Source organism: Paenibacillus sp. FSL R5-0766 (assembly GCF_037971845.1).
GTDB lineage: Bacteria > Bacillota > Bacilli > Paenibacillales > Paenibacillaceae > Paenibacillus.
This window is the reverse complement of record NZ_CP150227.1, coordinates 2,602,796-2,615,103: the sequence shown is the minus strand read 5'-3', so window position 1 is coordinate 2,615,103 and position 12,308 is coordinate 2,602,796. Positions and strand designations below refer to the sequence as shown.

The following is a 12,308-nucleotide window of genomic DNA, read 5'->3' as shown; positions in this document are numbered from 1 at the left end:
ACGACGGAATCTCAATTTTGGTTAACAGCAGATGTTATCGTCCCATCATTGATCTGCTATATGCTCCAATAGATCTCCAGGCTGGCATCCCAATGCCGTACATAATTTATCAATTACTTCTAAAGATACATACTCATTCGTATTGAGTTTTGCCATCGTTGCCGATGAGATCCCTGTGATTTTTAATAAATCCTGCTTCTTAATCTCCCTGTCAATCAATAATTTTTGAAATGGTTTATAACTTATCATCTGGTATCCCTTCATATTCGAATTGAATTTTTCTTTAATTATATGAAAGTATTTTTTCTTAATCAAAAATATCTTTGATATGACTTGAATATGATTTTCGTTATGATAAAATAATATTCAATAAGTTAAATTTTTATTCGCAAAATAAAACATAACGGATGGTGATCTTTTATGCACAATTCTTTAGAAGTCCTACTTGATTCTTTGATACGTAATCGGATTGAAGCTCTATATATCGATCTTCTCAAAAATAACTCCATCTATAATCAATACTCCTCAGATCGGAATCTTTACTTCAAACAGTTACATGAGCTTTTACCTCAGGATATGCATAAAACTCTATTTCTTTACGATGACGCAGACCTTTCTGTTCAAGCAATCTTAGAACGTGAAATCTACTTACAAGGTTTTAAGGATGCTCTTCAATTACATAATGAATTAAATATATCATCTAATTGAGAGCCAAATGGCTCTCTTTTCATTTGAGTCTGTCGAAACGTTCCTGTATTCACGACGCCCCACCGACTTAAGTCCCCGTTTTAATTCGGCCGCTGTGCGGATGTGTCCAATGACTGTGATTCCTTGCTACCGAAATTCCTCTTAATGCTATACCATATCTGAAATAAACATGGCTTTAGTTCCTTCTTCTGGCTTAAATCCAAATATTCCATAGAATTTTTCTGCACTATCATAGGATATAAGTACTTTTGTTTTGACATTAGAATATCGACTAAGCATTTGTTCCATCATGCTCTTTCCAATTCCTAATGATTGATATTCTTTGTGTACTAACATGTAATGAAAATATACTGTCATCACGCCGTCAGACAATGCATTTATTAAACCAACTAATTTGTTATCATCCCATGCAGTAATAACCGTATGCGAGTTGTTTATTGCTTGTCTAAGATCTTCTGGGAAATCTCCTGATTTCCAGTCAACCGAGTGAAACAGTTCTTGAATTGCTTGTGTATCAATGTCTTTTACTTCTTTGAAAATGATTGTCATAATATTGCTCCTATGCTTGTTGTTTTGATTGGGAGTATTGGATAACGTTTCTGTATTCTTGAACCCAAAGGGGGGGCTCTGAAATTCCTTCTCAAACTCCATCCACAGACCAAGGCTCCGGACCTCACTATTTATTTTTCTCCTGGCACGTATTCGATCAAATCAGATAATTTACAATTAAATGTATCGCATAGCTTGAATAAGGTTTCCAACTTTGTTGTTTCTATATTTGTTTCCCTATAGAGCTTATTGATCGAATTCCGACTTAAGCCCGATTTTGCCATCAACTCTGTTATATCATCTATTCGATGTTCTGCCATGAGTTCTCGTATATTACACTTGATTATGTTCATGCTTCCCCTCCATAATTCTATCTTCTGGGGTTATAAAACTCTCTTTTCCTATTGTTTTTGATTCTGTTGTATAACGTCCTGCACGTTCACGAAAATACCCAGCCTTGGATAGCTCTTATCTTAGGCTGAGTCGTGTTTTCTGAGTTTTCTTCCATGATTATACATCTAATAACCAAGGTATGGTATCCCTGCAACTTAATACATTGTTATATGCCGTTACTGACTTCGAAGCATCACCTAAAACCTTTGATTCAGATTCCAACTCTATTTTTTACTTTGGTATAAAAACTCAACTTCACCATCTAGCAAATATCGATATTCAAATAATTGCATTGTTCTTTCCCTAATTCTCTCCCGTATAACCGTGCCTAGGCTTACCGAACCTTTTGATCCAAGGTAACCATTATTAATAAATGCCTTCTCTACAAATTTTGTTTCCTTTAAGTGATACTGTAACCATTCTTTCTGCGATTCGATTAGTGCTTCTCTTGGTTCTCTATCCAACTTAGAACGAAGCTTTTTATATATTTGATTCAACTCTTTATCCCAAATCTCTGTATATTTGCTTTCCAACGCCCCCCATCCCATTGTTGTAATAATCTCTTTTGAATTTTGAGCCTCATTAAATTCCACTTCATAATCATGATCTATAGGATTTCGAAGCATTTCATCATAAAATTCTCCTTTCAATTCATAGTTCCCAATGCTCATGGATAACACTTCATTGTTAGAAGCATCTGATTGACTTTCAGTTATTTCTTTCGATTCTGTTCCATCACCTTTACTCACTACATCAGGAGGCAGTTCAGAATTCATTATTGATTTAGTTTCGCTGTTCATGGTAGTCAATTGACTACTATTTTGGCAAGATGAAAACACTATCGCAATAAATAATAAGAAGAGTATCTTACCTTTCATAAATTATCTCCTTAAATATTATCTTTGATATTTACCGATAATGGGGCATAACGTTGTTGTATCCATGACCCTCCCACCGACTTAAGCGACCAATTGGAGCGACCGCGATGCGGTTAGTCTTACGGATGTGTCCGCTAGTTCTCTCCCCTGCCGATTGCTTCTCGCGGACCGTGGAGCCTTTAGGCGCCGAAGCACGGATATTATGTTAGAAACTCCCTAGACCTATGGTCTTAAAGTCCTTAATGAGTCCTTTTGCTTCCCCAATATTATTTAATCCCCAATGAGCATAAACTTTCGCGTCCCTATCATTACCTAGAAATTTATGCGTTCGTGCAATTAACAAAACCAGCCTTAAATCAAGTGGAGCTCCAAAATCTTCAATCTTCTTAGATCTAGCTATTATCTCGGCCAATGAAATTGATGTAATCATCCTAGGATCATTAAATTGAGAAAAATAACTCATTCCTTGATCCAAAAACAACTTTTTCATTTCATTTATAGTAACTATTGCATCATCCTCTGTTTTTCCGTATTGAAACCATCTTTCATGCTCCACAGTAAAAAATCTCTTCAGCCAATTTGCTTTTTTATTAAGACGTTTTCTGAATTCACAATCATAGGTCGTGATTTCATTTGAAGACTTAAATTCACCAATAGAATTAGGAAGAAAATCTAGATGCACCCCCATCTCCATAACACAAGATCCACCGGATTTATCTGCCTGAATCACCAGAGTGTAAATAAAGTGATTATCAGTTGTCTTCACAAAATGGTGATCGGTTCCCATAAACCCAACCTCATGTAGTTTTGGAGCAAAATACACCCTAATTAGCTTTCTAAAATCTTTAATATTCACGTTTTCATATCCTTTGTAAGATTTCCGATAACGTTGTTGTATTCACAAACCCGAGAGCTTAAAGAGCACCAGCGATGGGTCGAAAACTTAGCCTCGTAGGAGTTGTCGTCTGATACGACTTCCTCGAAACATCTCTGGCAGGCCAAGGGGCGTTAGCCCCGCAGCGTGAATAATTTGCTATCGGATGTTTTAATCCCATTGAGCAACCTACAAGTTCTTTCCATATTCATTAAGTACTTTATTTACAAATTCGGTCTTCCCATCCGTATAAGACTGACGATTTTCTCCATATTTAATAGCAAGTTCTTTCTTTAGATTGCCATATTCGACTACAAATTCGGGATTGCTAATTAGTGCATCTCTGAAGGATATATGTCTTAGTAACTCTTTGCTCTATTTATTACAAACATATAAATGATGTTTAGGTTTCTGTATTTTTACTATACTATAAGGAACATTTGCATCTTTTCTTGCAAAAGCTTCTCTGTTCTCAACACCCAAATTCCCTTCATGATAGTAACCTAAACTTTCTAATCCTTGAATTACATCTGGAAGCAAGTCCATAGAATCAATTACTACATCAATATCTAAAATAGGTTTTGCCGCTAGTCCAGATACTGCGGTACTACCAACGTGCTCAATTCTAAGTACTAGATCCCCGAGTCTTTGTTCTATGATGGATTTCAGATCAGAAAACATTTCAGGCATTTCATTGTTGTAATCTTCAATAATTATTGTTTTTTCACTCATCCTTGAGATGCCCCCAAAAAATAAAGTATTTACGAATATTTCCGATAACGTTCCCGTATCTAAGAACCCGAGAGGCGTAAGATATATCGCTCCGGGTCCAACGGATTTAACCTCTCAGGGCTGACGCTGACTAGTCCGAATTGACCCACAATCATTATTTAAAGATAGTTGTGAATATCTCTTCGAGATTCTCCCACTCATTCCCTATCCAAATCATTTCCTCGATAAACCGACTCATTGCTCTATCTTGACTGTACTTTTCATGTACCCACTTAAACTCTTTGTACCAAGTTAATTTAATCGATAGTACCAACTGTTCTATCGTGAGATTAGTATGAATTCTATAACCATCAATATATGCCCTAGTTGACTCAACATTTAATTTCCCGTCATCTAAAAGTGCACTTGAGAGTATTGCGCGGGAAATGTCGAAATCTGAATATACGTAGTGTAGTCTATCAAAATCTAAAATATCTACTAACCGATCTTCGTGAAATAATAAATTGTCGACATGCATATCCCAATGCGCCCATCCTTTAGCACACTCATTGAATATATCCAAATCTAATTCTTTAAGAATAATTCTTTGATTCTCTATAGCTTCTATGTATCTTTGATTAGTCATTTTTTTCATTTCATTTAGATTTGCTTGTATCTTTTCAAACATCTTTGCCTTTGAAGGCAACTCCCACTGTAAGTATGGTAATTTCGGCATATGTGTTTTCATCCACATATGCATACGACCAGTAGCCTCGCCAAGACTATACATCTGAAGACTGTTTAATTGCCCTGCTTTTATCAAATGTCCTGTGCTAACACCAGAAATCATATAATCCTCGCCGGAAAATGTGGTATGAATATACTCACTGTTGTAACTATATACTGGCTGACAAGGAATTCCATCAAGATGCATAAGATGTTGATACTTCAATGCGTCTCGAACCCCATCTAATCCGCGTCGATACCTTATCTTGCAATATTGTTTAACGAAGATGGGCCCAATATTAGTTGTCATAATCCACTTTAAATTACCATGACCCAAATAGTTTGATTCAACTGCATATACAATCCACCCATATTTTGTTTCGATATCTTTTATAATTTCGTTTTGTACGGATTTAGTATTTATAGCACTCATCGCTTCACCATCTTTCGAATAAATTTATTCTTTCTTCACGACTCGAAAGTCTTAAGTGACCGAATAAAGCGGGGCGCCGCACTTATGCTCGCAGGGTTGTCAGGCTGTTTTCACTTCCCTGCCATAACTTCGGCCGGGCCTAAGGTGTTAGCACGCAGAGTGAATACGTTGTTATAAGCCCCATCTTCTTCAAATCCCTCAAGCTATCGTTTACTTAAGTGTTTAATATATCTTCCATCTGTTCCGTCTTGAAGCAACTCTAGTAACCCATCTGGTACCAGTTTTACTGTCAAATTCCCCTTAAAATAATTTAGTGGTTTCCAAACTGCTTTATAGGGTTTACTTCCTTCTATACCATCTATTTCTTCCAAATCGTAAAGTGATCTATTCATAAGTTCAGCCTCATAAATAAAATCATTTTCATGCCCAATTTGATCCCGATAGTTGAATATATTCTCAATTACACCAATCAAGATAGGTTCTGAAATATCTGCATCAATTTCTTCTTTGACTTCACGAATTACGGTGATTTTACTACTTTCTCCATATTCAACGGTTCCCCCTATAGGTCGATAATAAGTTATGCCTACAGCCTCATCAAAAAACTCTTCTAACAGTAGTTCATCCCCTCTTCGGATAACACAAAGTGAAACTGTTCTAATCATTAATATGTCCTCCCTGCTTCTATGCAATTAGCCCACATAAATATAATTAGAGTTTGTCGTATAAAGTTCCTGTATCCACGACGTCCAACCGACTTAAGGACCCTCAATAGTCCGGCCATGAAACGGTTAGTCAGGGCGGATGTGTCCGCTGATTCTCTTCCTTGCCGATTGCTTCTCGTGGACAGAGGAACTGTCAGGCTCCAAAACGTGGATATAATGTTAAATGAAGTCAGTTGCTTCTAGGTGTTAGCTCAATCCTTCTCTTACAATTTGCAATAGTTCTTCTTTGTGGTCTGGGTGACATGCAATTAGATAAGGTTCTTCTTTCATTCCATTAAACTTATTTCCTTCAAAATCTATAACAAGCCCCCCCCTGCTTCCTTAACCATTAAGATACCTGAATACAAGTCATCACCTTCAGAATTGTACAGAATAATTCCATCAATATCTCCTTTGGCCAACATACACCATTGAATCGTTGGAGCCCATAATCTTAACATTCGTTTATATCTAATATCAATGTGTTGTCTTAGTTTTACTGCTTGTGGGTCGTTTTGTACTCTGTGACCTTGAATCCAACCTATATTTCCTTTGAAAATATTCGGGTTACTCTTAATTTGTATTTGTCGATTATTGCAGCTTGTCCCTTCACCAATAACAGATACAAATAAACGTTCTGTTAGAGGTTCATAGACCACTCCAAGCACAGGATCTTTTTTATACATTAAGGTAATTGATATCGCAAAAACAGGTAAACCAATCGCAAAATTATTAGTTCCATCTAAAGGATCAATTAACCATAACCAATCGTGCTTAGTTCCGATAAGCCCTGCCTCTTCACTGTGTATCTGATGATTTGGAAATACGTCTTGGATTTGTTTGATAATCATTTCTTCACAGATATGATCTACTTCAGTAACCACATCCCCAAATTCATCTTTAGATCTCAGTTCAACAAAGTTATCAAACTTCTCTTTAGAGATTAGACCTGCTTCGCGAATAATTCTTATTGCAATCTCTTTTGCGGTTTGAATAATCTTACGATCCATTACGCACCTCATATTGATATTGATTTTAACTGATTTCCGATAACGTTTTGTATTGGCGATGTCCCGACGGGATTAGGGGCTGGATGTGGTCACTCGCTTCTCAAGGTGATTACGATCGTTAATATATTGTTAGCCAAATGAATTTCTGGAAGCAGCCATTGTATTTAAAGCGTTCTCAAAATAGCGATATACTTCATCTGCAATTCTCAAAAACTCTTCAACAAGTACATTGCTACTATCCAAGTAACAAGCATATAGATATTCAACTAAAGCGGCGTTAATCTCACAATAGTTTAATATGGCATTCTTCATCTTAATGATTTCATCTTCCCATACCCCTGTATCTTCTAAAACCAAAGAGTATAATGCACGAATTAATCTCTTAGAGTAACCTTTAATATATCTAGTTTTCATTGAGTCATCACTGACATTAGAAAGTGAACGATGTACACGATCTACTTCCTCCTTGGTATCTGTATTTAACTCTAAAATGAATTCTGGAGAAATTATGATCGGGGGTACTTTTTCACCAATGTCCTCCCCATGTATGCAAACACAAATGATCTTAATCCAAAAACCCCAATCATTCGGTCTACTTAATACATCATCAATCGAGCAAATGATCGTATCCATTTTAGTGACGAATGGATATTCTTCCAAAAGCCTGTCTTTAATCATTGACAATCTTTCGTAATCAATATCTTCGGGATTTGCACATACAATAGTAAAGTCTGCATCTGACTTAAAAGGTTGAGCCGTTCCTTTTGGAATCGAGCCACACATATAAATGCTATGAATCTTATCTTTGAATTCGTTAAGAATATGATCCACATACTTATCAACTAAATCCTTATATTCACTTTGTATGGTAATTTTATTTATAACTTTTCCTAATATCATATAGACCCCTCCTAAAATAAGAACTTCTTTCAGCTAACGTTGTTGTATTCACGACGTTCAAGCAGCTTACCGTAGGAACGAGTTAATAGACTTAGCTGATTGAGTGTGTCGCCTTAATCAACTTCTCCGATATCCTTCTTGGCGACCGAGGAGCAAGTGCGACGGTGTATGAATGTACTCTTAGATAAAGTAACCTTGAGTTACCCACAAAATCTTTCTAGACTTACAGCAACACCGTTTTCATCATTATTAACGGTTATTTCATCAGCGATTTCCTTCAATTCCCTAATCGCATTTCCCATAGCAATAGAATATCCCGCCATCTTAAAGAGGCCTACATCATTATGATCATCCCCAAATACAATAACGGAATCCAATTCTACATTATATAATTCACAGAGTTTAGTAATTGCCATTTCCTTAGATGCCAGAAGAGGCATGATTTGTACTAATTTATTATTATCCGTAATTAGTATATTCACTCTACCCTCGAATTTTTCAAACAATCCAGAATTGTGATTATTGCCAGTCAGAAGTATCTTCGTAGCATCATATTGCTTTAATTCTTTTAAGGGTTTTACTATGGGGTTTGATTGTGTGTTCATTGAGCTCATATAATCAAGCTCTCTTAAACTAAACCACTCATCCTTCACTTCCATAGTCAGCTCAATTTGAGGGTCACACTTCAAACAGTAATCAAGAATTTCTGTAGTTACATTAGCAGGGATTGATTCATTAATTTCTATCTTGGTTTCCTTACATATCACTTGAGCTCCGTTGTAATATACAAAAGCCCCGATATCTACTAATCCTTGTGGAAGCAACCAATTAACCGCCCTGGGCGGTCGAGCTGTTGCAAATATTATTCTCATTCCTTTCTGATAACAAGATAAGATCGCATCTACGTTTCTCTTAGATACTTCTTTTTTTGAATTTAATAATGTTCCGTCCAAGTCAAGAACTACAGTTGAATACTTCAATGAATCAACTCCCAATATAAACTTCTTCGTTATTTTATCTACCGTTGTTGTATTCACGAACCCGAGAGACTTAATGGGGCGACTGGGTCGAAGACTTATCCTCACAGGAGTTGTCTGCTGGATACCACTTCCTCGACCCCCCACTGGCAGACCAAGAGGCGTAGCCCCGCAGCGTGAATACGGTGTTGGCAAGATTTTAGGGTCTTCTTCGAGCTACTTTCAATGAATTTATCACTTTCAATGTGCTTGGTTCATTAAGATTGAGATATATTCTTCATCTTTAAGCCTTGTCACCTTACATTTCTCATTGCATTCAAATTCTACTATTCTCTCTTCGATTGTTTTATTAGTACGATCTTTAAATATGTCCTCTCGATCATAGTGAGGAAAAATAAGCTTGTCTGTTACACCTAATGCCTTAAAATCCGTTAAATTCATTGTGTTCATCTGTGGAGTAAAGAAATCGACAATGTTAATATTCGGCCCCAGTAATAACGTTCCTGCACTTACTCCAACTATAATTACATTCTGTGCGGCCAGTGTTCTGATAATTTCATCAGCACCACTTTTCTTAGCGTAATACAATAGTGTAAATGGATTTCCACCATTAATATATATAACATCTCTATGTAAGAGAATTTGCGGGTCATCAAATTCAATATCTACAAAATTGATATGCTGAAATCCCATGTCCTTAAACTCTTGCATTGCTCTTTGTGCATATCTATTAGTTTCTTTTCTAGGGGATGCTGTTGTAATAATTGAGACTTTTAATTGAGAAATATCTCCATCAATAAAATCCAGAAATTGATTTTTAATATCATCTGTATAAAAACCACAAGAGGTTAGTAACAAGCTACTCATTGAAATCCCCGTCCTTAACTAATAGTTTATCTAATCTTTTAATTAAGCATTCCCCTGATTTTTGCTAACTTTTTTGTGTTCCCAAACTTACGCAGCAAGTTGTCACATAAATCAGCCAAAAACATCATTGTGACCAAGGGGTAACCGTAGCTTAACTATGGTGTTATAGGACTTCAGCGTCTTCATCGATATAATTACAAAAGTATTCTATTTTCCCTGATGTCTAAATATATTTTTTAATTCAAGTAAGTCGTCAATAATAAAATCCGCTTGTGCAAGCTCCCCTTCTTGGGCAAAATCAAATCGACAACCAATAGCCTTCAACCCATTGTTTTTTGCGCCATTGAAATCAGAAATCCTGTCCCCAACTACAGTTGCATTGCTGATGTGATGTTTTTTAAGAATATGACCGACTAAGTCATCCTTATTTTGAGTTCCTATTTGTTGGATGCTATAAGTTTCTGCCACCCACTTATCTAATTTATAGCAGTTAACGATGGCATTAAGGTATTCGTTTAGTCCATTACTTGCAATAAAAATGAAATAGCCTTCATCTTTCAAGTAATTAAAAATTTCTTTGACATGCGGATATAGGGCGCCATTGCCATTATTAATATTTGCAATTAACTTCTCAAGGAAGATCTCATCCACAATTCGTCTGATTTCATTTGAATGGTTCGGCAATAACGTTTCCCAAACAACTGGTAGAGGAACTCCCATAATTTCACGATATTTTTGAGTTGGAGTCTCACTCGACCATTCATTACGAGACCTCAAGATAGAAAACGTTTCTTCTAACGATAACTCTAAGATTTTGTTTGTTTGAAATAGTGTACCATCCATATCGAAAATAACCGCTTCCAGCATGATTTCACTCCTATTCAGAGTTTGAATAATTTATTTTGTATTTTTATACGCTGATTTCCTATAACGTTACTGTATCACGACGCCCCACCGACTTAAGCCACGTTCGGGGCGAACGCGATGCGGTTAGTCGGTGCGGATGTGTCCGCCAGATTCCACTTCCCTGCCAATTCCCTTCGGGCTGACCGAGGGAGCGTCAGGACCTAAAGTATGGATATAATGTTATCTGACATAAACCTCTACTGTAAACTAGCTATAATCTTCTTTGTTAAGTTAAACTCATGGCGGCATTCATAGTAATAACTTTTGAGTTTATATCCCCCAGCTTTAAATACAGGCTTATGTTGATACCACACTATAATTAGCGTTCCTTCAAAAAGAATTCTACGAAGGGTATAAACTATTCTGTTAAAGAAGACGTTTCTATTTTGAGCAAATTTATGAAGTGTTTCGGATTGAAACTGAACATGTTTCTCCTCGTCACTTAAAATCTGATTACATAAATCTATTAATACTTCTGAATTTGTAGATTTTTGCAAGGCTTTATAGTACAACTTAGCAATGATCTCAGCGGTTAATAGAACAATGACTGATTGTTCTAGACTCGCATATTGACGTAATCTTCTAAATACATTGTCCACCCAATGTCTACGAAGAAGCGGGATTCCCTGTACCTTCATAAATCTGCCTAGATCTCTAGCGTGCCTCTGTTCTTCTTTAATGAATTCTATAAGCGCTTCATAGTAATCCTGATCTTGTGTCTGATGTACATATTCTTGCGCACGTTTAATTAGATGTTTACCTTCAGAGTTTTCTCCTAATTGAAACTGTTGAAGTGACTTAATGATTATTTCTCTTTCATTAGTTGTTAATTTATAGTGGTCATCCCAATGAATATATTTGAGGTTTTGATTATTTCTTCGATAATATTGCACCCATTTCGAGAAAGTGATATTCATTATTTGTTCCTAAAATGTAATAGTTTTATGTCAGATAACGTTTGGCATTCCTGACGTTCAAGCAGCTTAAGTGACCGCAGGGAACGGGTCGTCAGACTTAGCTGGTTGAATGTATCGCCTGAATAATCTTCTTGAAAATCCTTCTAAGCAATCAAGGGCGAATGCCCACAGTAGGAATGTATTGTTATCCGATGTACCTGACTTCATTGAATTACTATCATTCACGGTTTTTCCCATTTCTTAATGATTTTCCATCGACCCTTAACCAGATCTACTTTTATTCTTATTGGAGCATTTGCACCAAATAGTATTTCATTAGTCTTCTTGTCAATTCCTCTATATCTATAAGTCATCCATGCATATCCCCCAACAAAATAATGAATTGAAATAGGTTGACTTACAACAACATCTATCTCAACATCATTTTTGTTATATAACGGATAAACTTCCCTACCGCTAAATCTCAAAAAGTTATCAAATGCTTCTTTCTTTATATTTTTTTCATTCTTTATAAAATCTTCAGTTAGCAATACACTTCTTATAGTTTTTTTCACTTCCATGCTTATCCATCCAGAAAGAGAAAAATAAATTACTACGATGAGCAAACATGCAAACATAAACCTTTTTCTTCTTGTATTCAAGTACTTCATTGTCATTCCCCATTTCAGGTATTTCGGATAACGTTACTGTATTCACGAACCCCGGAGGGGTTGACTGCTGAAATACCTCCTCGAAATCCATCTAGCAGACCAAGA

The 12,308-nt window shown here is 36.2% G+C and carries 15 protein-coding genes and 1 pseudogene; 1 reads left to right on the top strand and 15 read right to left on the bottom strand.

The genetic code is table 11. The annotated features are described in order from the left end of the window. Positions 1-45: 45 nt before the first annotated feature. Positions 46-249, bottom strand: a complete 204-nt coding sequence (locus MKY66_RS11915) for a helix-turn-helix transcriptional regulator (protein ID WP_036670472.1) — start codon at positions 247-249, stop codon at positions 46-48. 171 nt (positions 250-420) lie between these two features. On the opposite strand from MKY66_RS11915, the gene MKY66_RS11910 reads away from it, so the two are divergent. After that, entirely contained in the window at positions 421-708 is a 288-nt protein-coding gene (locus MKY66_RS11910) for a hypothetical protein (RefSeq protein ID WP_076208813.1), read from the top strand. Between the two features lie 147 nt (positions 709-855). On the opposite strand, the gene MKY66_RS11905 is transcribed toward MKY66_RS11910, so the two are convergent. The 14 genes and pseudogenes from MKY66_RS11905 to MKY66_RS11840 form a co-directional block, all read right to left on the bottom strand. Continuing rightward, a complete protein-coding gene (locus MKY66_RS11905; RefSeq protein WP_076209477.1) occupies positions 856-1,257 on the bottom strand; it encodes a GNAT family N-acetyltransferase in 402 nt (133 codons plus the stop codon). A gap of 131 nt (positions 1,258-1,388) precedes the next feature. Then, the gene (locus MKY66_RS11900) at positions 1,389-1,610 is read right to left on the bottom strand and encodes a helix-turn-helix transcriptional regulator (RefSeq protein WP_179086413.1); all 222 of its coding nucleotides are present in this window, start codon (positions 1,608-1,610) and stop codon (positions 1,389-1,391) included. Between the two features lie 264 nt (positions 1,611-1,874). Continuing rightward, positions 1,875-2,528 carry a lysozyme inhibitor LprI family protein gene (locus MKY66_RS11895; protein WP_076208814.1) on the bottom strand — a complete coding sequence of 218 codons (654 nt, stop codon included), beginning with the start codon at positions 2,526-2,528 and terminating at the stop codon, positions 1,875-1,877. A 205-nt stretch (positions 2,529-2,733) separates the two neighbouring features. Further along, the gene (locus MKY66_RS11890; RefSeq protein WP_076208815.1) at positions 2,734-3,384 is read right to left on the bottom strand and encodes a DUF4304 domain-containing protein; all 651 of its coding nucleotides are present in this window, start codon (positions 3,382-3,384) and stop codon (positions 2,734-2,736) included. 207 nt (positions 3,385-3,591) lie between these two features. Further along, positions 3,592-4,134: pseudogene (locus MKY66_RS11885) on the bottom strand (GrpB family protein). Positions 4,135-4,288: 154 nt separating this feature from the next. Continuing rightward, positions 4,289-5,272, bottom strand: a complete 984-nt coding sequence (locus MKY66_RS11880; RefSeq protein ID WP_076208816.1) for a phosphotransferase — start codon at positions 5,270-5,272, stop codon at positions 4,289-4,291. Between the two features lie 203 nt (positions 5,273-5,475). After that, positions 5,476-5,937: an NUDIX domain-containing protein gene (locus tag MKY66_RS11875; protein ID WP_076208817.1), complete on the bottom strand. Its 462-nt coding sequence runs from the start codon at positions 5,935-5,937 to the stop codon at positions 5,476-5,478. Between the two features lie 356 nt (positions 5,938-6,293). After that, on the bottom strand, positions 6,294-6,986 hold the full coding sequence (locus tag MKY66_RS11870; protein ID WP_305956031.1) for an inositol monophosphatase: 693 nt from the start codon (positions 6,984-6,986) through the stop codon (positions 6,294-6,296). A 129-nt stretch (positions 6,987-7,115) separates the two neighbouring features. After that, a complete protein-coding gene (locus MKY66_RS11865; protein WP_076208818.1) occupies positions 7,116-7,886 on the bottom strand; it encodes a nucleotidyltransferase domain-containing protein in 771 nt (256 codons plus the stop codon). A gap of 200 nt (positions 7,887-8,086) precedes the next feature. Continuing rightward, positions 8,087-8,923: a Cof-type HAD-IIB family hydrolase gene (locus tag MKY66_RS11860; protein WP_339807142.1), complete on the bottom strand. Its 837-nt coding sequence runs from the start codon at positions 8,921-8,923 to the stop codon at positions 8,087-8,089. A gap of 180 nt (positions 8,924-9,103) precedes the next feature. Continuing rightward, positions 9,104-9,730, bottom strand: a complete 627-nt coding sequence (locus tag MKY66_RS11855; protein ID WP_076208819.1) for a Type 1 glutamine amidotransferase-like domain-containing protein — start codon at positions 9,728-9,730, stop codon at positions 9,104-9,106. A gap of 207 nt (positions 9,731-9,937) precedes the next feature. Further along, positions 9,938-10,597 (bottom strand): HAD hydrolase-like protein, encoded by a 660-nt coding sequence (locus MKY66_RS11850; RefSeq protein ID WP_076208820.1) that lies wholly within the window; start codon positions 10,595-10,597, stop codon positions 9,938-9,940. Positions 10,598-10,833: 236 nt separating this feature from the next. Then, positions 10,834-11,553 (bottom strand): ferritin-like domain-containing protein, encoded by a 720-nt coding sequence (locus MKY66_RS11845; protein ID WP_076208821.1) that lies wholly within the window; start codon positions 11,551-11,553, stop codon positions 10,834-10,836. 221 nt (positions 11,554-11,774) lie between these two features. Next, complete coding sequence (locus tag MKY66_RS11840) at positions 11,775-12,113, bottom strand: hypothetical protein (protein ID WP_143760253.1); 339 nt, start codon at positions 12,111-12,113, stop codon at positions 11,775-11,777. Positions 12,114-12,308 lie beyond the last annotated feature (195 nt).

Bases quoted from the DNA above. Each gene is read 5' to 3' on its own strand.
- MKY66_RS11910 (WP_076208813.1), top strand. From the start codon at position 421: ATGCACAATTCTTTAGAAGTCCTACTTGATTCTTTGATACGTAATCGG.
- MKY66_RS11880 (WP_076208816.1), bottom strand. From the start codon at position 5,272: ATGAGTGCTATAAATACTAAATCCGTACAAAACGAAATTATAAAAGAT.
- MKY66_RS11895 (WP_076208814.1), bottom strand. From the start codon at position 2,528: ATGAAAGGTAAGATACTCTTCTTATTATTTATTGCGATAGTGTTTTCA.
- MKY66_RS11870 (WP_305956031.1), bottom strand. From the start codon at position 6,986: ATGGATCGTAAGATTATTCAAACCGCAAAAGAGATTGCAATAAGAATT.
- MKY66_RS11865 (WP_076208818.1), bottom strand. From the start codon at position 7,886: ATGATATTAGGAAAAGTTATAAATAAAATTACCATACAAAGTGAATAT.
- MKY66_RS11875 (WP_076208817.1), bottom strand. From the start codon at position 5,937: ATGATTAGAACAGTTTCACTTTGTGTTATCCGAAGAGGGGATGAACTA.
- MKY66_RS11845 (WP_076208821.1), bottom strand. From the start codon at position 11,553: ATGAATATCACTTTCTCGAAATGGGTGCAATATTATCGAAGAAATAAT.
- MKY66_RS11905 (WP_076209477.1), bottom strand. From the start codon at position 1,257: ATGACAATCATTTTCAAAGAAGTAAAAGACATTGATACACAAGCAATT.
- MKY66_RS11840 (WP_143760253.1), bottom strand. From the start codon at position 12,113: ATGGAAGTGAAAAAAACTATAAGAAGTGTATTGCTAACTGAAGATTTT.
- MKY66_RS11850 (WP_076208820.1), bottom strand. From the start codon at position 10,597: ATGCTGGAAGCGGTTATTTTCGATATGGATGGTACACTATTTCAAACA.
- MKY66_RS11855 (WP_076208819.1), bottom strand. From the start codon at position 9,730: ATGAGTAGCTTGTTACTAACCTCTTGTGGTTTTTATACAGATGATATT.
- MKY66_RS11900 (WP_179086413.1), bottom strand. From the start codon at position 1,610: ATGAACATAATCAAGTGTAATATACGAGAACTCATGGCAGAACATCGA.
- MKY66_RS11915 (WP_036670472.1), bottom strand. From the start codon at position 249: ATGATAAGTTATAAACCATTTCAAAAATTATTGATTGACAGGGAGATT.